General features: G+C 52.9%; 17 protein-coding genes. 8 read left to right on the top strand and 9 right to left on the bottom strand.

Annotation, left to right across the window (positions count from 1 at the left end; translation table 11 throughout):
- Positions 1 to 172: 172 nt before the first annotated feature.
- The 4 genes from OMP40_RS15580 to OMP40_RS15570 all read right to left on the bottom strand — a co-directional run bounded on the left by OMP40_RS15580 (position 173) and on the right by OMP40_RS15570 (position 5,097).
- Positions 173 to 1,648: a 3'-5' exonuclease gene (locus tag OMP40_RS15580; RefSeq protein ID WP_338131127.1), complete on the bottom strand. Its 1,476-nt coding sequence runs from the start codon at positions 1,646 to 1,648 to the stop codon at positions 173 to 175.
- Positions 1,620 to 2,057, bottom strand: a complete 438-nt coding sequence (locus tag OMP40_RS40145) for an NERD domain-containing protein (RefSeq protein WP_338131126.1) — start codon at positions 2,055 to 2,057, stop codon at positions 1,620 to 1,622. Before OMP40_RS40145 ends, OMP40_RS15580 begins: the two co-directional genes overlap by 29 nt.
- 433 nt (positions 2,058 to 2,490) lie before the next feature.
- Positions 2,491 to 3,084: a P-loop NTPase family protein gene (locus tag OMP40_RS15575; protein WP_277532578.1), complete on the bottom strand. Its 594-nt coding sequence runs from the start codon at positions 3,082 to 3,084 to the stop codon at positions 2,491 to 2,493.
- Positions 3,085 to 4,071: 987 nt separating this feature from the next.
- Complete coding sequence (locus OMP40_RS15570) at positions 4,072 to 5,097, bottom strand: hypothetical protein (RefSeq protein ID WP_277532576.1); 1,026 nt, start codon at positions 5,095 to 5,097, stop codon at positions 4,072 to 4,074.
- Between the two features lie 81 nt (positions 5,098 to 5,178).
- On the opposite strand from OMP40_RS15570, the gene OMP40_RS15565 reads away from it, so the two are divergent.
- Together OMP40_RS15565 and OMP40_RS15560 are read left to right on the top strand one after the other, a co-directional pair.
- Positions 5,179 to 5,604 (top strand): PH domain-containing protein, encoded by a 426-nt coding sequence (locus OMP40_RS15565; protein WP_277532575.1) that lies wholly within the window; start codon positions 5,179 to 5,181, stop codon positions 5,602 to 5,604.
- 6 nt (positions 5,605 to 5,610) lie between these two features.
- Positions 5,611 to 6,348 (top strand): hypothetical protein, encoded by a 738-nt coding sequence (locus tag OMP40_RS15560; protein ID WP_277532574.1) that lies wholly within the window; start codon positions 5,611 to 5,613, stop codon positions 6,346 to 6,348.
- A 96-nt stretch (positions 6,349 to 6,444) separates the two neighbouring features.
- Here the strand turns inward: OMP40_RS15560 and OMP40_RS15555 are convergent, their stop codons facing one another.
- Entirely contained in the window at positions 6,445 to 10,488 is a 4,044-nt protein-coding gene (locus OMP40_RS15555) for a DUF4073 domain-containing protein (protein WP_277532572.1), read from the bottom strand.
- 85 nt (positions 10,489 to 10,573) lie between these two features.
- Positions 10,574 to 15,244: a choice-of-anchor Q domain-containing protein gene (locus OMP40_RS15550; protein WP_277532570.1), complete on the bottom strand. Its 4,671-nt coding sequence runs from the start codon at positions 15,242 to 15,244 to the stop codon at positions 10,574 to 10,576.
- 291 nt (positions 15,245 to 15,535) lie between these two features.
- Here OMP40_RS15550 and OMP40_RS15545 point away from each other — a divergent pair, with 291 nt between their 5' ends.
- From OMP40_RS15545 to OMP40_RS15535, 3 genes are all read left to right on the top strand, one after another.
- Complete coding sequence (locus OMP40_RS15545) at positions 15,536 to 16,519, top strand: aldo/keto reductase (protein WP_277532568.1); 984 nt, start codon at positions 15,536 to 15,538, stop codon at positions 16,517 to 16,519.
- A gap of 331 nt (positions 16,520 to 16,850) precedes the next feature.
- On the top strand, positions 16,851 to 16,994 hold the full coding sequence (locus OMP40_RS15540; protein WP_277532567.1) for a hypothetical protein: 144 nt from the start codon (positions 16,851 to 16,853) through the stop codon (positions 16,992 to 16,994).
- A 289-nt stretch (positions 16,995 to 17,283) separates the two neighbouring features.
- Complete coding sequence (locus OMP40_RS15535) at positions 17,284 to 17,700, top strand: VOC family protein (RefSeq protein ID WP_277532566.1); 417 nt, start codon at positions 17,284 to 17,286, stop codon at positions 17,698 to 17,700.
- Between the two features lie 32 nt (positions 17,701 to 17,732).
- Here OMP40_RS15535 and OMP40_RS15530 read toward each other — a convergent pair whose 3' ends face one another.
- Positions 17,733 to 18,260 carry a hypothetical protein gene (locus tag OMP40_RS15530; protein WP_277532563.1) on the bottom strand — a complete coding sequence of 176 codons (528 nt, stop codon included), beginning with the start codon at positions 18,258 to 18,260 and terminating at the stop codon, positions 17,733 to 17,735.
- A 323-nt stretch (positions 18,261 to 18,583) separates the two neighbouring features.
- Between OMP40_RS15530 and OMP40_RS41810 the strand changes: the two genes are divergently transcribed.
- The 3 genes from OMP40_RS41810 to OMP40_RS15520 are packed head-to-tail and all read left to right on the top strand — an operon-like array spanning position 18,584 to position 20,038.
- Positions 18,584 to 18,832 carry a DUF6444 domain-containing protein gene (locus OMP40_RS41810; protein ID WP_420871910.1) on the top strand — a complete coding sequence of 83 codons (249 nt, stop codon included), beginning with the start codon at positions 18,584 to 18,586 and terminating at the stop codon, positions 18,830 to 18,832.
- Positions 18,720 to 19,382: an IS66 family transposase gene (locus OMP40_RS15525; protein ID WP_277532561.1), complete on the top strand. Its 663-nt coding sequence runs from the start codon at positions 18,720 to 18,722 to the stop codon at positions 19,380 to 19,382. The genes OMP40_RS41810 and OMP40_RS15525 overlap by 113 nt, the downstream gene beginning before the upstream one ends.
- Positions 19,383 to 19,402: 20 nt before the next feature.
- Entirely contained in the window at positions 19,403 to 20,038 is a 636-nt protein-coding gene (locus OMP40_RS15520; protein ID WP_277532559.1) for an IS66 family transposase, read from the top strand.
- 645 nt (positions 20,039 to 20,683) lie between these two features.
- On the opposite strand, the gene OMP40_RS15515 is transcribed toward OMP40_RS15520, so the two are convergent.
- Together OMP40_RS15515 and OMP40_RS15510 are read right to left on the bottom strand one after the other, a co-directional pair.
- Positions 20,684 to 21,109 carry an SRPBCC family protein gene (locus OMP40_RS15515; protein ID WP_277532555.1) on the bottom strand — a complete coding sequence of 142 codons (426 nt, stop codon included), beginning with the start codon at positions 21,107 to 21,109 and terminating at the stop codon, positions 20,684 to 20,686.
- Positions 21,110 to 21,185: 76 nt separating this feature from the next.
- Positions 21,186 to 22,154: a sigma-70 family RNA polymerase sigma factor gene (locus OMP40_RS15510; RefSeq protein WP_277532553.1), complete on the bottom strand. Its 969-nt coding sequence runs from the start codon at positions 22,152 to 22,154 to the stop codon at positions 21,186 to 21,188.
- Between the last annotated feature and the right edge of the window lie 61 nt (positions 22,155 to 22,215).

The following is a 22,215-nucleotide window of genomic DNA, read 5'->3' as shown; positions in this document are numbered from 1 at the left end:
ATAACGAAATCCGGAGAACGGCGATAGAAAACAAAATCAATAAAAACAGCATTCCGTCAACTTCTTGCCAGGCAGGAAGCCAAAGAGGCAGCCTCGAATCAGCATCCGCTGGAGAAAGTGGAAAAGCCCTCCACGAATGGAGGGCCCTAACACCGTCTATATTTAACCTGTCTCAACCCATCTTCTTCGAAGCCTTCCCCTTCCTGCTCCGCTGCTCCAGCACCTCGTCCAGATACGCCGTAAACTTCGATTCGCCGCTGTAGGAGAGGAACAACCAGTCGAGCGCCCGCGTCATTGCGATGTAGAGCAGCGACACTTCCTTCTCCTCCGACTCCTCGAGCGGAAACGGCATGCTGTCGGCATTCACGACGAAGACCGCTCTAAAATCCAGCTCCTTCGCGCCGTCGATCGTGGAGATCTTGATCGAATCGTGAGCGCGTTCCAGCCGCTTTTTCGCATCCTCGTTTTCCGTCGCCCAGTAATAAGTCATGTCCGCCTCAGTTAGCGCTCTGCGAATCGTATCGACGTAGGAGAACTGGTAGTTATCCTTCACCCGGTACAGAATCGCCATGTCGGCATACGGAATGCTCTTCTCGTCGCGCAAATAAGCGATCCGTTCGCACACCCGCTTGATCTCATCGGTAAAGCGATCGCATCGCGCAATGACCGGCTCCGGCCCCTTGCGGTGCGTGCTGTAGGGCGGGATGATGTCTACGCCGTCGACGGAACCGCTTCTCACCGTATCCTGCAGAGCGGAATGCCGCTGGTAAAAATCCCACGCGAACTGCGCGATCTGCGCCGTGTTGCGGTAATTCATCGAGAGAATACGGGGCCTGCCGCGTAGTGAATGGGTCTGCGCCCGATCCCCCGCCAGCGGGTTCCCCTGCGGCTCCGGGTTCAAGACGAGGCCCAGCAGCTTCAGCCATTCCGGCTCGAAATCCTGCACGTTGTCGATCAGGATCGCGTCGTACGTGGGGAGAATCGCCTCATTCTGATCGAGCTTCCCGATCAGGATCGGTATATCCGTCACCCGCGCATTCAGGACCGCCCTCAACCACTCGTGAAAGCCGTACACCGCGATGTTCGACGCCGCGGCGGCGCCGGCCTTCTGCTCTTCGAGGCGGATGAGATCCAGCAGGTCCTCCGGCTCGTTCATCAGCCGTTCGATCGTCTGCTGGAGCGTTAGCGACCGCGCGGCATCGCGGGAGAGCACGAGAAGCTTCCAGTCCGGGTACTGCTTGGCAAGCTTCCGCGCCCGGTCGGCCAGTTTCGCCGCATTCCCGCTCCCCGCCGCCCCTCGTCTTTTCCGCTGATCGTCGCCCGATTGCCCGGCTCTATTTTCCGCATACGAATCTGTGGACTTGATATAGCGAAGCGAGAGGAGCAGCTGATCCTGGTCATCCGGCGGCTGCCTGAACTCCGCGCTGATCCGCGCCTCGGCGAACAGATGCTGGCGAATCGCCCGAATATCCGCCGTCGTCAGATAATAGCGGCTGCTGCTCCACACCGTGAACATCGCATGTATTTTCTCGATCAGGACATCTGCCGAAAAGGCCGCATCCTCCGGATCCACCTCGTCGCGACAGAGCACGAACGCCGGGGCAATCGCCTCGTAAAGGTCATACTTGATGAAGTCTGCCTGCTTCAATCTCGTAAATACGGTCCCGTTGCCGCACGCAAATTTGAGCTGGCCCCGAAGCTTCCCCCGCGGGCTGGATGAGCCGGTCATCCTGCTTCAGCTGCTCCGAGACAAACCTCGCATTATCTCTCGCCTCGTTGTACGGATTCCGCACGATCTCCACGCGGCCGGCCGCGCCATGCAGCTGCCATTGATCATGCTCGACTTGGAGGAGCGCGGCCGGCGTATAATCCTTCACGTCCAGCACGACCAGTCCGAGATCAGGTCCGATAATGACGAAGTCGAGCCTCCGCCCCTCGATCTCCGGTTCGTAATACACCATATAATCGCTTGGCAGGTATTCTTCCAATGTGCGAAAAAGTAGACGTTCTCCCGCTGCGGCACTCGTCCGAATAACCTCCGGGACCATATAGGCCATCTTTCGTCACACCTTTAACGGATTGATTGCATTTGACACTAGTATATATTTAATTGCGGTATCTAACAGAGAATTATTCGAATTCAATCGTCAGATCGCCGAAGCCAGAGCGCCGACCCGATGCGTTGACTATCGTTGCCCGCCAGAAGCTGCCCGGATATCGTTACTAGAAAGCAACTAATGCGCTGACTGCCGCCGACCGCCGGAAGCTGCCAAAAAATAATTGCTAAAAAGGAAAAGCCTAATCGTGTATAAATCACGATAGTCTAAAATGTTGACTTCTTGGTCCCAGTTTCTTATGGTTTCATCATTAACTTAAACACAACTTAATTATTAAGGCCCCTTATCATCAGTCGCTCGAACATAAATAAAATCATCAGCAATTTGAAGTAGATTTTCAGATTTGGTGGTTGGAATAATTATAATTGCACCCTTAGATTTTAAAAATTCTAAAAAAAATTTGAAATCTCGCTTTATGTCTGAGTAACCAGCCTGAACTTAACCATGGAAAACAAAATATTTGCCTTGAGTGTGCATATCCGATTGCAGCCGATGCGTTCCATCGCTCATTTCCGATATGACTTATTTTTCTTTTTATTCGATTGTCCGTCAATTTAAAAACATCCAAAATTTCTTGATAATTCCCACCATTTTTTTTAATACCTTTTATAATTTGAGCATGAACTGATTTGGCGAAAATATTTTTAGTCTTCATATCATCTTTATAGTTATCATCTCCCAAATACCAGCCAAGTTGTTTGAACAATGTAAACTCTTGCTTCTTGTCATCAGCTAAAACTTCACCGCTAAGTGGTTTATGTCTACCCGCAAGTACATAAGATAAAGCCCACCCACCCGCACAGCATTCTCCAATCAATCCATAGATCATTCCCTTTTTAAAAGTGTAGCTAAAATCATCAAGAGAGTCCCTCATCGATCCATAGTTAAACAATTTAGGATCACAGACGACATTCAAATTCTTAATTGTTAGCTCATTTATTAAAACCAAGTCATTGGATTGTACCATACCGTTTTAAAACTCACCTCTTTGGGTCGCCTTTCTCATGCTGAGCGATGTAGCGTACGCGTCCAATGTCGACGCCAGTATAAGCTAGAATTCATTTACCAAGCTCCTTTGTCTCCGATTCTTCCCTAAACTTTTGAAATAAAGCATAGCGATCGCGAGGTGGATGATATCGATCCCCCAATAGACGACAATCGCATATTTATAGTCCCCGAACAACCAGACGCCTAATAAAGAAACAAGGACAATAAAGATCCCGTGCATGCAGCCCATCAAAAGAAAGAATATCCATTCAGATAAAAAATTTCTGGATTGTATCCGGTAGAACAAGTAATTAAGGAAGAGCGAGCCTGCACCTAAACCTAATAATTTGATCAAGTAGGCTTCGGGGTCATACGACACAATGTATTGTCCCATCAGGTCAACAAGCGAGACGTATTCTAAAAACTCATAAAGCATAACCCCGATTAAAACGATAAATAAAATTAATCTAAATACAACGCGAATGTAAATAATGATAACGCTCCTTTAGTTGAGCGAGATAAATACCTTTTTCAGTAAATACAAGCTTAACATGTGGTAAGATACAAGATCATATAATCGAAGTCGACTCTTCGAATTCTTGATTTAATGCTGCATCCAATGACCCGCATAAATTCTTTCTCCAAGTATCTTTTAACAAACAATTATTTTTCCTTTTTTATTCCTTTCCATTAATATCCAAATGTAATAACACGCCCAAAAAAAAACCAGGAACCACCAAAGCATAACCCCTATTATTTTCCTTAAGAAAGAAAAAGTATAAGAAAATAAAAATTAAAATAGATGGAATTAGTAGAATTAAATACTTTTTGATGTGCACACGATTCCTCATTCTTATTTAATTTAAAAAGCTTAAGAGTACCTGTTGCAAAGTCATCCCGGAGCCCCTAATGTGTTGATACACGCTGTACCTCTGTTCTGTTACCCCAGGTTGACTTACGGCATTGGTCACTCAATCCAGACAAACTGGCTCGAACGATCTAAACCAATATCTTGAATAGCAGTTATCGTTTTCCCAGCTTTATAATCCCAAATTATTAAGTCTCTCCCCTTGGATAAAGATTTCTTACTTTGAATTTGAAAGGCTAAAAAATTGTTGTCTGGTGAAAACTGAGGGTATATGTGCTCCCCTTTATATGTCCATTGTCCCCCAGTTGAAATCTCTTTAACTATCAGCTCGTCTCTAGACGAACTATAGAACATATAGTGACTGTCTGGTGAAAAGCCTGGATATCGTCCAATTCCCAGCTTCCTCAAATCTCCAGTATCTATATTATAAAGAAAGATTTCTATTCCATTACTATAGACAATGGACTCACCCTCATTAATCCAGCTATATCCCGCCAAGAAATTTTTTTCACTCTGAATATTGGGCAGTCGAATAGTGTTCGTCTTTAAAGTAGAAATATCCAGCAGCATTAATTCATTTCCAATCATATAACTTACTGAATTATGGTGGTTTCTCATTGCAAACCCAATTGCACCAGTTGGAATTCCAGATAACCCCTTCTTAGAATTTGCTGTTTTCATATTTAATTGGACAATATTCGCTCGTTCGTCAGAGGCAATCATATTCTCGTTTTCATCAAAATAAATAACATGATTGATTTTTTCATTTCCTATTATTTCTTTGTTTTTGCTTAATGGATTAAAAAGTAGAACGCCGTTTCCATTATTAACTTTGAATGTGGGGTTAGAAACTATAATTTTGCCGTTTAAACGACTAAATTCATATTTATCTTGAGATTTTGAATAAATCAAATATATGACCATCGCGCAAAATAATAAGAACAATAAAAGCATTATATATAGTTTTTTTGCACGCAAAGTTAGAATCCCTCTTTCGTAATTAATTATAAAATGAAGCGTGTGGATTGTTACTTTTCCAGTACATAGCAAAGCGCTACTTAAAACCATTGAGACCGCATACACAATTTTTCGACGGCATCCACCCGCTCTTCTTCTATTATACATGAACGTTTTACCATCTCAGGAGGGTTTTGGCGAGTCGTGCCGAATTGTGTATTCATCTCAACCTTCAGGGGGTCATCGTTCATGGGTCTTTTCAGCGGATTGTTCAACAACTACTCGGAAGTATCGATACAGGAGCTGCAGGAGAAATACGGTGCTTATCTAACGCCGAACGAGACGATTCAGACCGGCTTCAAGCTGGTTCGGGACGCCTTCGTGTTCACGGAAGAACGGCTGATTCTGATCGATCATCAAGGCGTGACCGGCAGCAAAACAAGAGTTGTATCGATTCATCTGGACGCGATCTATGAAGTGACGATGGAGACGGCGGGTACCGGGTTCGACGATAGCGAAGTTACGATCCACTACATCACTTCCCCTTATCACAAGAGCAACAATATTTCAGTCGCTTCGTACAAATTTGAATTCGGTAAAAAATTTAACGCGAAGCCGATCTACACGACCTTGATGTCCATCGCCCTTGCCAATAACAAACGGTTGAATGGGTGAATGACAATGCAGATCGTCACACGGCTTAGCGTGACGCTTCTCGTGCTGGCAGCGATGCTGTCCGCGGCCGGCTGCGGATTGAAGGATGGGCTGCCCGGATCGCTTAGGGGAGCGTGTCTTGGAGAAATCGAATGGGCCGACTTCCTCATGCTGAACGATGTGACGTACACGGCCAATTCCGAAGGAACAAAGGAAGTCTCGCCCGCCAAGCAAGGAGAGAAAGTCGGCGAAGTCTCCTATATGCTGAACGATCATGCCTGCACGGACCATCAGTCGAAGAACGGCGATGCCGCCTTTCTGCCGATCGGCACGGCGATCTATGCGATGGACGGCTATAAACCGTCGTACCGGGTCATGGCGGGCGGCATAGTGTATGAGGCTCATGCCAATCCGAATGCGAAGACGCTCGGCGACCTGTGGGATATCGACGGAAAAATCGCCAAGGTCAGCCTCGAGAGCGGCATCGACGGCAGCCCGATCGGCGACTTCGCGCCGGAAGCGTCGGCCGTCTTCGCCAGGGATCTGCCGCAGCTGAAGCTGGTCGGCTTTGATGCGATCTACAAAGACAACAAGCCCGAATACGGCATTTTCCTGCGGGTGCACCTGCAGGACGGCACTTCCTTCCGAATGGTCTTCTACGAGAACGCGAACGCCTTCACGGCCGGCGCCTATGGCACCGAAGCGATGAAGTCGGTCATCGTCGGCGAGCGAACGCGCATTAAGAAGGCGGCCGGGTTGATTTAGCACGACAAAAAAACAGGACCAAGCTGAGAAACGTCTCAGTCTCGGTCCTGTTTCATTTCTATAGCGGCCGCGCCTGATGGCGAGCTACTCCCTTTTTTATACGACCGTCTCAATAAATCTTTGCAGCATGGCCGCGACTTCCGCGCGCGTTGCCGTTTCCTTCGGCGCGAAGGCGTTGTCGCTCCGTCCGGTGATAATGCCGGCTTGCTGCGTATACAGCGCCGCTTGGCGTGCCCAAGCATCGATCGCGGATGCGTCGGAATAGCTTAGCGTCTTGCCTGCAGCCACGCTTGTGTCAACCTTGATGAACTGCGCGAAGCGGTAGAGCATCGCGGCCAGCTCCTGGCGCGTCACCTGACGATCCGGTTCGAACCGCGTACCGCCCACGCCTTGGATGATGCCGCTGCCAGCAGCCCAGTCCAGATAAGCGCCGTACCAGCTGTCGTAATCTACGTCCGTAAAGACGTGCTTGGCACCCGCGCTCAGTGGGCCGTAGCTTCTCTCGTACAAGCGGCCGATGACGGTCGCCAGCATGGCGCGCGTCATGCCCGTGTCCGGCGAGAAAATCCGTTCATTCGTGCCGACGAAGATCTCGCGCTCCGTGACGAAGTCGATGTAGGACTTGCCCCAATGGCTCGCGATGTCCGTGAACGCTTGGGGGTTCGCCTGGAACTGGACCGTCTTGCCGCTTGGCGCGATATACTTCATCGTGCCCGTGGCGTCGGCGGCGAAGCCGATGAATACCTTGCTGCCGCCTTCTTCTTCGTAGTATGGCAGTCCGGCCGCTTGAATCTTTGCGAACTCGGCCTTGATCGTATGCGACTCCGTGACATGGGAGAACGTGTAGCTGCCGACGGCGCCTACGCTCTTCCCGTCAACCGTCACATCCGCGATCGCATAGCCTTCGTCAGGCTTGATCGTGAAGGTCTGGCTGCCGCCCTGCGTCACGGTGATGTTGCCCGCAGGACTCATGCTGCCGCCGACGCCTGCCGCCGCGGTAAGCATGTAGCTCGCGATCGGCGCGCCGATCGGACCGCCAGCAGGCGGCGCGTCGACCGTTCCGTATGCAATGGCATACGTGGAAAAATTCTGTGACCAGATGACGATTTGATTGCCTTCAGCGTCCAGCATATAGCCCTCTGTCGATGGCGTGGCCGCTGCATAAGGCAGCAACGTCAATTGCTGAGCTGCGCCGTCATGGTAACGGTAAATCACGATATTGTTTTTGCCCGTCAGATCGTAAGGCACGATAATCTTCAGCAAACTTCCCACCGTAGACAGCGTGCTCCGTGTCGTCTGATTGGACGTATCGACGCGCGTCTTGGTCAACGTCATGTCCAGGTACAGATCGAGCGTTTGACCGGCCGCCAGATTTTGCAACTGCAGAGCGCCTGGAGCAACGGCAGCGTCCAGCTTCTCCACGCCTAGCGTAATCTTTACCGACCCGCCATCCGCGACCAACTGTCGATCCTCGGACGTATATACGTGTTGCGTATCCGCGAACAGATCGTTGAGACCGTCGACGACAACGCTTGGCGTGTCGCCTTTGATTTCCAGCGCGCTGTTCTTGTTGCCTCTCGGCAGCACGATGAACCGTGGGCTGAAGTCGTAGTCCTGATCCTTCACCGTCACGGTGACCGTGATGATCTGATCGTCCTTGGTGACGACCAGGTTGTAAGTTCCGTTCGGCACGCCAGTCACTTTGAAGCGTCCGCTCGCATTCGTCGTCGCGGTCGAACCGATCTGGACGTTGCCCATCATCACCTTGACGTTCGCACCGGCGCTGAAGTTCGCATCCGGCGTGTCGTCTACCACCGTGCCGAGGACGCTGTAGGTGCCGTTAATGGTGAAAAAAATCGTCTTCTCTTCGCCTGCCGGTACGCTGCCGCTGGCCTTCACGCGAACCTTGACCGTGTGTTCGCCGCTCAGAGCCGGCGGGTTCGCCGGATTGTAGGCGACCCAGTTGCCGTCGTCGATCGCGTACTCCATCGTCGCATCTGCGCCGACAATCGTATTTAAGGTGTCGTTCGCCGATACGTTTGGCATTGCCGGCGCATTCGGCGTGAAATGCAGCGTCGCCGCTGTACCAGCTAGCGCTGTAGCGGTGGCGGACATGCGCACTTTTACCGTATGCGTGCCGGACAGGTCCGGTGCGTTCGTGCCGTTGTACGTTGCAAAGTCGCCGTTATCGACCGCGTACTCCATGCCGAGGGCAAGTCCGGCAATGGTGTTGGCTGTATCGTTGGCCGTAACGGTCGGCGCAGCTGGGCGAGAGGGAATGCCCAGCGTCTGCGGTGCCGAGTTCGTCGTCGACGTGCCGTTGCCGACCTTCACGATCGACAGCGAGGTGCCGAGCCAGCCAGCTTCGATCGCGAGCTTGCCGCTGCCGTCGGCCGTCTTGCTCACGCCGCCGATGAGATAGTCCGCTCCTGCCGTCAGGCCGGTTAGCATCTCGTCGCTGTAGCTGATTAATGCCGTCGGCGTTGTTTCCGGCGAGGCCGTGAATGCACCTACCGTCACCGACGTCGCTTCCGACGCAAATGCCGTTGACGTTGCAGCCGTGCGCACATAGTAGGTGTCCGGTGCAAGACCCGTCACTGTCGTACCGATAATTGGCGTCCACGAACCTGCCGCGCCTTTTTTGTACTCCAGCGTGCTGGTTACGCCGGTGAGCGTGCCGTCGCCGCCGGCCGATGTCTCGTCCGTCTTGCCCACGCCGGTCGGCGCTGTCGGACGCGCTGGCACATCCAGCGTCTGCGGTGCCGAGTTCGTCGTCGACGTGCCGTTGCCGACCTTGATGATCGACAGCGATGTGCCGAGCCAGCCGGCTTCGATCGCGAGCTTGCCGCTGCCGTCGGCCGTCTTGGTCACGCCGCCGATGAGATAGTCCGCTCCTGCCGTCAGGCCGGTCAGCATCTCGTCGCTGTAGCTGATCGCCGCATTCGGCGTCGTCTCCGGCGCTGCCGTGAACGCCCCTACCGTCACCGACGTCGCTTCCGACGCAAACATCGTTGCCGTTGCCGCCGTCCGCACATAGTAGGTGTCCGGCTCAAGGCCCGTCACCGTCACGCCAGTGATCGGCGTCCACGTACCTGCCGCGCCTTTTTTGTACTCCAGCGTGCTGGTTACGCCGGTGAGCGTGCCGTCGCCGCCGGCCGATGTCTCGTCCGTCTTGCCCACGCCGGTCGGCGCTGTCGGACGCGAAGGCACAACCAGCGTCTGCGGCGCCGAGTTCGTCGTCGACGTGCCGTTGCCGACCTTCACGATCGACAGCGATGTGCCGAGCCAGCCGGCTTCGATCGCGAGCTTGCCGCTGCCGTCGGCCGTCTTGGTCACGCCGCCGATGAGATAGTCCGCTCCTGCCGTCAGGCCGGTCAGCATCTCGTCGCTGTAGCTGATCAATGCCGTCGGCGTTGTTTCCGGCGCTGCCGTGAACGCCCCCACCGTCACCGACGTCGCCTCCGACGCAAACGTCGTTGCCGTCGCCTCCGTGCGCACATAGTAGGTGTCCGGTGCAAGCCCCGTCACCGTCACGCCAGTGATCGGCGTCCACGAACCTGCCGCGCCTTTCTTGTACTCCAGCGTGCTGGTTACGCCGGTGAGCGTGCCGTCGCCGCCGGCCGATGTCTCGTCCGTCTTGCCCACGCCTGTCGGCGCGGTCGGACGCGAAGGCACAACCAGCGTCTGCGGTGCCGAGTCCGTCGTCGACGTGCCGTTGCCGACCTTGATGATCGACAGCGATGTGCCGAGCCAGCCGGCTTCGATCGCGAGCTTGCCGCTGCCGTCGGCCGTCTTGGTCACGCCGCCGATGAGATAGTCCGCTCCTGCCGTCAGGCCCGTCAGCATCTCGTCGCTGTAGCTGATTAATGCCGTCGGCGTTGTTTCCAGCGAGGCCGTGAATGCACCTACCGTCACCGACGTCGCTTCCGACGCAAACGCCGTTGACGTTGCAGCCGTGCGCACATAGTAGGTGTCCGGTGCAAGATCCGTCACTGTCGTACCGATAATTGGCGTCCACGAACCTGCCGCGCCTTTTTTGTACTCCAGCGTGCTGGTTACGCCAGTGAGCGTGCCATCGCCGCCGGCCGATGTCTCGTCCGTCTTGCCCACGCCCGTCGGCGCGGCCGGACGCGATGGCACAACCAGCGTCTGCGGCGCCGAGTTCGTCGTCGACGTGCCGTTTCCGACCTTAATGATGGAGAGCGATTTATTGAACCACCCGTTTTCAATCGTGATCTCCCCCGCTGCCGTTAGCTGTCTTGCTCGCGCCGTCCACCGTGTAAGCAGCTCCGGCCACGAGGCCCTTTAAGCGCTCGTTCGCGTAGTCGATCGTCGCCGTCGGCACCGCTTCCGGCGTCGTTCCCGACCTCGGTACCTGGAACACGACCGGCAAACCCTGCAAGTAAGTCAGCGCCACGACGCCCGAAGCCTGGTTCTTCCCGCCGACGATCACAATCCTGCCGTTTTTGTCGACAGCCATCCCATACGCGTCATAGGTGTTCATCACCTCGTTGAGCAAAGCAATATCGCTTCGGCCGTCGATGAGCGTGCCATTGCTTTCAAGCGTCACGACTCTATTCGTTATGATTCCATATGCGTCCATCTCGGATTGAAGAAAATAAGCTGCGCCATCGGCGCCAATCGCGACGGAGCTTCCGGGATGCAGGTTGTTGGATATCGTTGGCGCATACACGACGTAGCTGCCCTCTCCGCTTTGAACGTTGCCGGTAATAACCTGCTTGCTTCCCCAAGTTACGCCGTCGAATTCCTTAAGATTAACAGAGCTTTGCACATGATCGATATCGGTGTAATCAATATCCGTATAATAGACCTTTAATCTTCCGTTGCGGGAATCGATAGCCGCACCCGATATCGATAATTCGCCATCATGTTCAAACGGTGTCGTCTTCGCGCTGAAGACTCCGTTTTCGTACACGGAGAACTCCCCGCTCGAATAAATTAAATAAAGCTTGCCCGCTGCCGGAGAAAGGACGTAAACGGGCGCATACACGTCGGTCGGGTTTGCGTAGTACTCGATGTTGCTTGTCTGCCACGAACCGCTAATGTTCGTAGTCAAAATCGCCGAGTAGTAGCCGTTGGCCGTGTACAGCGCATTGTTGTATTTTTTGGCTACAATATACACCTTGTTGTTGGCGTCCACTTCAATCTTGACTTCGTCGAAGAAGTCCCTATCCATTGAATTGCCGCTGTAGCTTTGCCCCGTTATCAAACGTTCCGGATGCCATATCGATCCATCATAGTAGGCGTAATCCAGATAGTCTACGCCTGCGGAGCTGCGGGTCATGAACCCGACATGTAAATGCCCGCTTCCGTCGACAGCAAAGGAACCGCGGTTGACAAGGGAATACGGATTGGATGCCGGCGGCGTATACGTCGTGAACTTGGTCCAAGACGATCCGTCGAATTTATAAAACACGAATCTATTGGCGCTATCCGTCACCATCGTGTACAAATTGCCTGCAGCGTCCCGGTTGATATCGAGGAAAATGGGGTTGCCATTCTTTAAGTCACCGGTTTGAAGGTCGGAATCCACTACTCCGGTATCCGGATCCGTTGCAGTTGGAACCCCCGCCGCCCGATGGATCGTAACGGCATAGTAGAGGGAATTATCGCTGCCGCTGCTGTCGATTTGAATATAGGCAGTCGCAGAATCGCCCTCCGGCAGGTTCAAATACGAAATGCTGAAGCCTCCGCTGTTCGTACCCGCATAATCCGGATCATCGTAGAACCAGACCGTGCCGCTGCCCGCGGCAGGTACGATATCGGCCATGTCCAGCTTCGTCACGCTGTTCGCCACGTTGATCGACCAGGTGATCGGATCTGCGGCCGTACCTGAACCGCCTCCGGGAGAGGTATCCGTTTGACCGAGTACGCTTGCCAGCGAAGGACCGTCGCCGACCGGAACCGGATCGGACTCATACGCGCCGATATCGACGTGATCGCCCTGCTTGCGCGTATTGCCATCCAGATCTACGGTGCCGATCACCTGGGTGTCGTGACCCTTGTCGATCGCGGCAGTCGCCGCGCTCGACAGGCGGAAGTCGCCGCCTGCAGCGTCGACGAACGGCGAGCCTGTGTACAGGTTGTTGCCGTCCTGTGTTAAGGTAGTCGAATTCTCATTGTAAAAGGCATCTTCGAAGGTCGCGACCGTCAGGCCGTTAACCTTGTTGCCGATCGCCAGGTTATTATAGAAGTCTACGGAACTGTCTGCATTATCGGCTACATAGCCAACCGGACCGAACGCTTGTCCGTCACCGCTATTGGTTACGCTGTTGCCGGTAAACGTATTGTTTACCACCTTCAGATGAACGCTTAGCAAGCCGCCGAACGCGCCGCCATATGCCTTGCCGCTCGTGTTGCTGATGGTCTTGTTGTTCACGAACAATGAATTTGATATCTTGCTGTCTTCTGCCAAAAGGTGCACGTAAACAGCCGATTGCTTCGTATCTCCTTCAGATTCCAAAGCATGAAGCTCATTGTCCGCAAATACGACCCGGTCCAACAAAATCTCGTTGGGAGAAGAAATCGCGGCAAGAGACGCTATCGAGGTCAAGTATCCCGATGTCATCGCATTATGATCGAACTGTACGTTGCTGATATGAATCGCACTGTAATCGTCTCCGCCAACGGTCAGCACTGAGCCAAAACCATTAAACTCTCCATCTGCATCGTTCAAATCGAAACCGGTAAACCGAATGTCTGAAAGGCTAAACGTCCCCGAGCCCCTTGCCCATAGCCCCAAGTGTCCATTGCCGTTCACCGTAATGGCAGGCTTGCCATTCGAATCCTTAAGTCCGGTCAGCGTGAAGTTCGTCGAGTTGTCTCCGATCGTCATATTATTGCTGGATTCGGTGTCCCACGTCGTGAGGTCCGACAGCAGCGTGATCGTCTGTCCCGCCAACGCCGGATCGAACACGACCTGGCCGTCGGCAACGGCGCCTGCCTGCGCGATCGCCCAGCGCAGCGAGCCTGTGCCGCTGTCGTTGGTGTTGACGACGGTGAAGGTGGTGCTGCCTGAGCCGCCTGCCGGCTTCGCCAGCACGATCTTGGCATTGTCGCCGCCAACCGCGTAAAACTTGCCGTCCTTGAAATACACATCGGTCAGCGTGCTGCCCGCTATGCCAAGCTCCTGTTCGGAGTTGGATATCCAGTTCTCGGCATCGGTCGAATAATAGACTCCGGGATGAACGTTGTTGTCGGCGTCGTAAACCGTTCCGACGACGACAAAGTAACCGTCACCGTAAACCATGCTGCTCAGCTCGGAATATGCAGGATCGATCTCGTGCTCGGTCCACGTCATCGCGCCCCCGGTCAGCGCGTCTGTCGACGACAGCGCCTTGGCCGCTCCCGTGTTCCCGTCTACAGCGATCAATACATATTGGGAGCCGTCGAATGCAATATCTCTAAAGCTATAATAGGAATTCGTGACATAGTCGTCCAAAGAACCCATATGGGTCCAACTAGCGCCGTTCGAATCCGATGTCCAGACGCCGCCTTCATCAAAAGCGAAGAACATGCCATTGACAAAGGCAAGGTTCAAGGCAAAAGCGTCGCTTATTTCCGTCTCATGAGACCAACTGATTCCGTCCGGGGAAGTCAGCACCTGGTCGGCGTCAGTCACAGCTACAAATACGCCGTTGCCGTACTCAAGCCCGACGACTTGGCCGGAAGCGCCCGCAGGCAGATCGTAAGTCGCCCAGCTGACGCCGTCTTCGCTTGAGCCGAGTTTGGAGCCGCCGGCGACGAACCGCCCTTCGCCATATACAATCTTGGAGAAAGTATAATAAGGAGGCAGACCCGTTAGTGGGGCAAGCTGGTTGAAGCCAGCTTCGGAAGTAAACAAGCCGCCGTCGGCGCTTTCATTGCCATTTGAAGGCATCGCTTCGCCAACGGCCACCCATTTGCCGCCACCGCTCGCAACGCCCTTCAAGTCGATCTCGATTCTCTGCCATTGGTTGCCGTCTGCGGTCACGAGCAAGCTGTTCAACGCCGCTGTCACCGCGACGATACTCGTACCGTTAGAGGCGAACGACAAGATCGAAATGTTCGATATCTTGGCCGACGGCGTCCAATTCACGCCGTTGTCCGTGGAAATATCCAGCTTTCCAGCTCTGCCGTAACGATAAAACGCAGATCCTGATTGGCCGACTCCGATCGTGCCGTCGAATGAAGCCGCTCGCGTAAAGCTGACGCCGTCCGTGCTGATATAACCTTCTTGCCAATTATAGTTCGCGTACAACTGGTTATTGTAAATGGAAAATTCAAGGGAACCGTCGCTGAGGATTGCTGTAGCAAATGCAGTGGTCCAACTCGACCCGGTCGTCGAGTAGGCATAGCCGGTAAACAAATTCGTGGATGCAACATATTTTCCTTTAAACTTAACAAAGTCTATTAAATAGAAGGCACTTGAACTGCTTGAACCGCTTTTTACAAATCGGGGAATATTGCCCCATTGGCTCCAAGTCTCCCCGTCCGCAGAGCGCAAAATAATGCCCTGATCCTGACTGTTATTCCCGTTCCAGGTTGCGCCGGCTGCGTAAAACGCCGCATCCTCGGGAACATACCGAACTTTTTGTAACGTACTTCCGGCAACGGCGTGCTCCGTCCAGGACAAACCGTCGGGAGATTCGATCAGTTTGGCAAGAGCTGTTCCAGACGAACGATCAGTGCCTACCGCCACATACTTCCCGCCGCCGTAAGCGACGCTTTTCCAGTCCGATTTGTCAAGAGATCCCGGCAAGACGATACGCGTCCAATTCAATCCGTCTTCGGATCGGACGACGCGTCCTTTTGCGCCCACCGCCACGTAAGCACCGTCGCCGTTGATATTTTCGCCGTAAACGACGCTCGCCAAGCTGCCATCGACATTTGACACACTCGCGGACTCTACGATGAGTCCAGGGCTGCCCGCATGCGCGGATGTCAAATGAAGTTGAGGAACTATCAGACACAACAATAACAAACCAATCAAGTATCTGCGCGCAGCCAAAGTATTCATGATTGTCCTCCTCGGTATTCTAAGCTGAATAGCATAAAAACTTTAACTATAAAGAATATACTGGATCTTGATTAACAAACGCTTAACAGGCGTGATAGCGCATTCAACTCCCCATCTGCTACAATACGGTTGATATCACTTCGCGTACTGACATCGGAGGATGAGCACATGAACTTACGTCCGCTCGGGAAATCGGGCTTGCAGTTGAGTGAGGTCAGCTTCGGCACGTGGGCGATCGGGGGCTCATGGGGGCAGACGAACGACGCGGAGTCGCTCCGCGCCTTGGACAAGGCGATGGACGAGGGCGTCAACTTTTTCGATTCGGCCGATGTGTACGGCGACGGCAAGAGCGAGCGGCTGCTCGCCCGCGCCACGAAGGGCAAGGCAGACAAGATCCACATTGCCACGAAGTTCTGCCGTCAGGGCGACATTCACGATCCGCAGACGTATTCGGAGCAGCGGGTGCGCCAGTGGTGCGAGGACAGCCTGAAGCGGCTGGAGCGCGAGACGATCGATCTGTACCAGATCCACTGCGCGCCGTTCGAGATCCTGAAGCAGGGCGCCGTGTTCGAGGTGCTGGACAAGCTGCAGCAGGAAGGCAAGATCCGCGCTTACGGCGTCAGCGTCGAGACCGTGGAGGAAGGCTTATTCTGTCTGGAACAGTCGGGCGTGCAGGCGCTGCAAATTATATTCAATATCTTCCGGCAAAAGCCGATCGCGGAGCTCCTCCCCCGCGCGGCCGAGCGCGGCGTCGGCCTGCTCGTCCGGCTGCCGCTCGCCAGCGGTCTGTTGACCGGCAAATTTAAGGCGGATGCTTCCTTCGAGGCCGAAGACCATCGCAGCTTCAACCAGAACGGCGAAGCCTTTAACGTAGGCGAGACGTTCGCGGGCCTCCCCTTCGCCAAAGGCGTAGAGCTGGCATCGCAGCTCGGCTGGATCGCGGAGGGCCGCGGCAACATGACGCGCGCCTCGCTTCGCTGGCTGCTGGACTTCAAAGAGATCACCTGCGTGATCCCGGGATTCAAGAACGTCCGTCAGGTCGAGGACAATCTCGGCGTGCTGGCCACGAAGCCGTTTACCGCGGAAGAGCATGAGCGGTTGCGGGCGTTTTATCGGGAGCAGGTCAGCGAACATATTCGGGGCGCTTACTAAAGTTAGCTGGGAGTTGGCACTCGTGCAGCAGCGGATCCGCCGTATGGGGGATCCGCTGCATTTATTTAATGGGGGGTATTGATGTTATTCTTTCCCTCTAACTCTCTTACTCTCTCTTCTAATTGTGCGATTCTTTTATTCATTTTACCGATCACCGGGACGCCAAATACAAGAATTAAAATAAACAAGACCACGGCCATACTCAACACACTTCCCTTTCAGATTCATCGGCAGTGCAGTCACATCATTTCAGATCGTCGTCAGCCTTTAATGAAAAACAGAGCCGAGACGATATACGTTTCAGCTCTGTTTTCGTTCCGTCGCGTCAAGGATGAAGCGCCTGCAAGCGCTTGAGGATGTCGTGTCCCTCCATGGCCTGATGGTGCAGGATAAGGTGATTCATCTGATGGATTACGACGATAAAACGGATCTTGAAGCCATTCTGGGCAACCGTTCGTTACACCTGCCGGCATAGGAGTAGGCAGTATATTGGACGATGTAAAAAAAAGCCTATCCAGACCTCAGTATCTACGACCCTTCTACACCCAACGATTCAACTTATAATCTGAGCGATAAAGAAGGACGTAATATAGATATTATTGTAAAGAACGGCGTTGTTACTGAATTCCAAGTCTTTTACCTTATTCCTTAGTTAATGAAGGCTTCCAGCACAACTCGACCGATGAATTCCCGAATCTGCTGTCGTCTATATAATCGAAGGCATCAATCACAACCAACCAATTTGACGAAGAGGTGTTTGGAAAATGGCATTGACGTCCACATTCACGAGCTTGAACCTGCCTGTCAAAAACGTAGCGCAATCGAAGGCGTTCTTCACCGGAATCGGATTCGCGCTCAACCCGCAATTCCCCGATAATGAGAACTCGGCAGCCATCATCATCGGCGACAACCTGCAGGTCATGCTGATCGCCGATTCATTCTTTACAACGCTCACGGAGCGGGAAATCGTCGATACGAGCAAGTATTCGCAGTTCACGATCGCTTTGGCCTTCGAGAGCCGGTCTAAGGTCGATGAGATCGTGAATACCGCGGTCTCCTTGGGCGGGAAGTTGCACGCAGAACCTGAGGATCATGGGTTTATGTACCATTGGGGCTTCGTGGACTTGGACGGCCATCTGTGGGCGATCAACTGTATGGACAACGAGCCGGCTCAAGCTTAAGACTAATGAAGGGCAATGCCTCATACTTGAGTTCAAATTAAAAGGCGCCAGGAACCTTTCCCCGGCGTCTTCTTTGCAGATATTTGAGGGCTATGCCCCGTCCATGTATTGGACCCCAAGCTCGGATTTTGCCACCACAAGATATCTTTATATACAAGATCGGCACTTAAATAAACGAGAAGATTTTTAGCGTCATCATATATATTTAAATTATATTGAGTAACGCCTGCTCCCTGTTCTTTGTTTAATTGCGTTATCCATTGTTCAAATTGCGGAATTATAGCGTTTACTCCAGCTGCGTTAGAAATGAACGATACGGATGCGAGTTTCCCGCTCAATTCGTAGTCTGCAACTTCAACGGAAGTAGGGAAAACGCCATGCGCAGATATCTCCGCTTCCAGCCGTTTTTTCGAATCATCGCTTGCCAGCTTCACTTCAGGTATTTCTGTGTACTCCGGAATATGACGAATGTCATGAATCGTTTCTTTGTAAAAGCTTTTTCCTTCATCGAGTTTTAACTCCACTGTTATGGAGTCAATGATGTTTTGATTTTCCGTCATCCTTGCCGCATTTCGAACTGCTCTTATTCCTCTAATATCTTCGCTTGTTGCTATGGAGCCATCACTCGCTGTGTGCAAATCAACTTTTAAATTCGAATCATTAAAATCGACGGATAGGACATCGACCTTATTTGAAAGAAGTTCTTTTTTTTATCGCGTCCGTATGAACAACGCTTTCAGCGGATGAATCGATAAAAAATAAAGAAGCTGAAATCGGTTACTACTTAGGTCCTCTCGTGTCGTGACTCTACAAAAAAAGGATTTTTAGAGATTGGTCTTGAATTAGTTATTCCATCATCTTCCGTTAGAAAGGAGAGACGTTTGTGGAGCTGAAGCCGGATCAAGTATTGCATATTTGCAAAGGTGACACCGAAATCGCAGACGTCTTTACCCTTCTTTTGGAGCAAAATCGGACCCTTCTTGAACAGAATCAAAAGCTAGAAAGGCGCGTACACGAGCTTGAACGACAGCTCGGACAAAACAGTCAAAACAGCAGCAAGCCGCCTTCCAGCGACGGCTTTCGCAAACCGAAAAATTCCCGGGTCGCAGGTGGTAAAAAAAGGCGCGCCTAAAGGTCACGACGGTCATACGCTTCGCTTTGCGGAATGCCCGGATGAAATCATCGTCCACACGCTCGAAGTTTGTTCCTGTTGCCAGACTGCCCTTCAGAGCGTTCCTGCTTTGGCTCATGAAGCACGGCAGGTGTTTGACCTGCCGGCTCCCCGCGTCGTCGTGACAGAACACCGGTCTGAGCATAAAATCTGTCCAGGCTGCGGTGTCAAAGCCCGAGCACCTTTTCCCGAAGGCGTCCACGCCCGGACCCAATACGGAGCCAGCTTCTCTGCCTGGACGACGTATCTGAGCGTGTACCAACTGTTGCCGTTGGAGCGAATCGCTCAATGCTACGAGGATCTGTGCGGTTGCCGTCCCAGCGAAGCGACGCTGCTCGCTCAGCTTGGTAAGGCTGCAAGCGCGATGGAAGCGACCGAAATTCAAATCCGAGAGCAGGTACGAAAGCTCCCGGTCCTCCATGCGGACGAAACCGGGCTGCGCGTCGGCAAACAGATTAAGTGGATGCATGTGGCCTCCGATTCGCAGTGGACCTTTTTTGCAGATCCATGAGAGCCGGGGGGAGCCGAGGTATGGACGAAGCGGGCGTGCTACCTCACTTTACTGGCGTGCTGGTGCATGACAGCTACGCATCGTATTTCAAGACCCACTACGACTTTGAACATGCGCTGTGCGGAGCGCACTTGCTTCGCGAATGCCAAGGCATTGTGGAACACGACAAGCACGAGTGGGCCAAGCAGATGCATACGTTTTTGCACGAAGCCTGGAAAGCAGCCAAAGCGAGTCGCAACGCGCAGCAGCCCCTGACAGCGGATGGGCTTGACCAGTGGAAAGACCGCTATGACGCCATACTAAAAAGCGGCGAAGCGGAGTGGGCCCAGGACGCGCTTCGTGAAAAAACCGGACCCCGCGGACGAAAAATGGGTAGCAAAGCGAGCAATCTTGGTAAGCGAATGAACGCGCAAAAACCGGCCATCCTCCGGTTTCTTTCCGATGCAAGGGTTCCGTTTGACAACAACCAGGCAGAACGGGACATTCGAATGACCAAAGTGAAACACAAAATTTCGGGTTGCTTTCGTACCGAGCAAGGAGCGAAACAATTTGCTCGGCTGCGCTCCGTCATTTCGACCCTGATGAAACAGGGCAAGCCGATCCTCGATTCGTTGACCTACGCGTTGCGCTACCGCACCTCGCTGGTGGAGTGCTAAGTAGTAACTGAAATCGCACCTATAATACCTGTCCAGATGAATTTATTTTTCATAAACGCACCTCCCACATTGAAGTGACCGGCTGCGATAAGCCCGTAGCGTTTCTACAACCAAAGCTGAATGGAACATCTTAAAGGGATGGGTAAGCACCCACTTATTGATCACCCTTACTTTTTTTTATATTTTAAATAGTTAATAATTGAAATTGGAAGATTAATGACCCCTAACAGAATTGCGCAGTAAATCGGAAACAACTGTTGAAAAGATGGCGTACTGTCTCCATCTCCTACAGGCCCGGTTTTAGGCTGGTTAGCATCCCACAATCCATAAAGCATTGCACATAACGGAAGTATTATCATTAGAACCGACATAGCGATATAAAGTACATATTTGTTCATTATAGCCCTCTCTTAGGAAATGTTGTGTATATTATACACGTTTAACGATGATTAATCGTTCTTCTCTACAAGCAAGTATGAACAGATGGGCTCACATTGGCTTTTAACAACCGGGCATAGGTCGACGAATCGTGAATACCGCAGTCCTGGTGAGCAGGCAATTGCACACTGGACCCTGAAATGCACGGGGTTTTGAATCTAAAAGAAAGACGCCGGGCACGTTCCCCAGGCGTCTTCTTCGCATTTCTTAATTTTGTTCCGTATAAGCTTTGAAATTATCCATAATCGCCTGCCAGCCCGCTTGCTGCATCTCAACGGGGTTGGTGCTTTCCGCGTCAAACGTTTCAACGACCTTCGTGGCATCGCCTTGATCGACGAACGTAATATCCACGCGTCTCCCGTCTCCGATCGTGTAGGAGATCGCCTCATGCAGATTCACGACATCGTACACGCCGCCAAAATCAAAGCCCATGCTGCCGTCCTTCGCTTCCATCCGTGTCGAAAACTTGCCGCCCACCCGCAGATCGTTCTCGGCTCTCGGCGCATGCCAGTCTTCGGACGCTTGATTCCACTTCGTGATGTGCGCCGGCTCGGTCCAATAGCGCCATACCTTCTCGACAGGGGCTTGAATGACCGTTTCTACGGTTACTTTCGTCGGTTGGTTCGTTTCCATTTAAATGGACACCTCTCTCATGATATTTGTTCGTTTGGTTGGTCTCAATCCTATAGACGTAAGCCAAATACGAAATTCATCGGTCGAGTCGCTCAGGAAGTCCAAATCGCGAAAATAATTCGGCGTTGATGAAATTTTGAACGTGCAGGATTTGATCTTCCTTGGTCTCGATGACGTGGATGCCCCAAGGCACCAGGCCGGCGTCCTCCTTGCCCGGCATATACTGGGCCAACGCCGGATAACCGCCGTTGACCGTAACGGGCACAAATCGCGAGCCCTCGCAATGCCAGCGCGTAAGCGAATAAAAGGCGGACAAATCGTCCTTGCCGCGAATCCACATCTCGAACGGCGGCATCGACATGCAGCCTTCCTCGTGGAACAACGCGACGAGCGCGTTGATATCGAATTGCTCGAAGGCTTCCACGTACCGGGACAGCAGCTCCGGCTCCGGCTGAACGTCCATGCTGCTAAGCTCGTCGGAGCGAAGCTGCGCCCGGTCCATCGTCTCTCGGGCTCGCTGCAGGGCGCTGTTCACCGCCGCGGGCGACATCGCGAGCGTCTCCGCGATCTGCTTGGACGACCATTCGAATACATCCTTCAAAATGAGTACCGCACGCTGCCGCGGAGGCAAGGTCTGCAGGAGCGCGATGAAGCACAGCTGAAGCGTATCTCTGCGTACGAGCCGATCCTCCGGATTGCCCCCAAAGTCGGGAGAAGGCCAGATCCAGGCGGAGTCCGGATGCGTGTCGCGTGGCTCAACGATGGCGCCGGCCGGATCGAACAGGTCGACGGGAAGTGCGCGGCGCTTCGACTGCCTCAGCTTGTCCAGGCACAGGTTGGATGCGATCCGATAAACCCAGGTTTTGAACGAAGATTCCTGTCTGAACGTGCTCCCGCTCTGCCACACCCGAATACTCGTCTCCTGAACGGCATCGTCCGCATCGTCCATCGAGCCCAGCATCCGGTAACAGAACGACGTTAAGCCCGGCTTCAAGCTTGCAAATAAAGGTTCGTCAAATGCGGTCTCGTTCATCGTCTGGTTCATCGCGGCCTCCCTTAACGATCTCCCCAAAGGGCTACCTTCAGTATAATTCAAGGGGGCGGAG

Source organism: Cohnella rhizosphaerae (genome assembly GCF_029525575.1).
In the GTDB taxonomy this organism is placed as follows: Bacteria; Bacillota; Bacilli; order Paenibacillales; family Paenibacillaceae; genus Cohnella; species Cohnella rhizosphaerae.
The sequence above is the reverse complement of the archived record's forward strand: the minus strand, read 5'-3'. Positions and strand labels throughout refer to the sequence as shown.

Excerpts from the sequence above, each read along its gene's own strand:
- OMP40_RS15530 (WP_277532563.1), bottom strand. The coding sequence starts at position 18,260 with ATGACGGAAAATCAAAACATCATTGACTCCATAACAGTGGAGTTAAAA.
- OMP40_RS15540 (WP_277532567.1), top strand. The coding sequence starts at position 16,851 with ATGAAGCGCCTGCAAGCGCTTGAGGATGTCGTGTCCCTCCATGGCCTG.
- OMP40_RS15560 (WP_277532574.1), top strand. The coding sequence starts at position 5,611 with ATGCAGATCGTCACACGGCTTAGCGTGACGCTTCTCGTGCTGGCAGCG.
- OMP40_RS15570 (WP_277532576.1), bottom strand. The coding sequence starts at position 5,097 with ATGTATAATAGAAGAAGAGCGGGTGGATGCCGTCGAAAAATTGTGTAT.
- OMP40_RS15535 (WP_277532566.1), top strand. The coding sequence starts at position 17,284 with ATGGCATTGACGTCCACATTCACGAGCTTGAACCTGCCTGTCAAAAAC.
- OMP40_RS15515 (WP_277532555.1), bottom strand. The coding sequence starts at position 21,109 with ATGGAAACGAACCAACCGACGAAAGTAACCGTAGAAACGGTCATTCAA.
- OMP40_RS15545 (WP_277532568.1), top strand. The coding sequence starts at position 15,536 with ATGAACTTACGTCCGCTCGGGAAATCGGGCTTGCAGTTGAGTGAGGTC.
- OMP40_RS15575 (WP_277532578.1), bottom strand. The coding sequence starts at position 3,084 with ATGGTACAATCCAATGACTTGGTTTTAATAAATGAGCTAACAATTAAG.
- OMP40_RS15510 (WP_277532553.1), bottom strand. The coding sequence starts at position 22,154 with ATGAACCAGACGATGAACGAGACCGCATTTGACGAACCTTTATTTGCA.
- OMP40_RS15565 (WP_277532575.1), top strand. The coding sequence starts at position 5,179 with ATGGGTCTTTTCAGCGGATTGTTCAACAACTACTCGGAAGTATCGATA.
- OMP40_RS40145 (WP_338131126.1), bottom strand. The coding sequence starts at position 2,057 with ATGGCCTATATGGTCCCGGAGGTTATTCGGACGAGTGCCGCAGCGGGA.
- OMP40_RS15520 (WP_277532559.1), top strand. The coding sequence starts at position 19,403 with ATGGACGAAGCGGGCGTGCTACCTCACTTTACTGGCGTGCTGGTGCAT.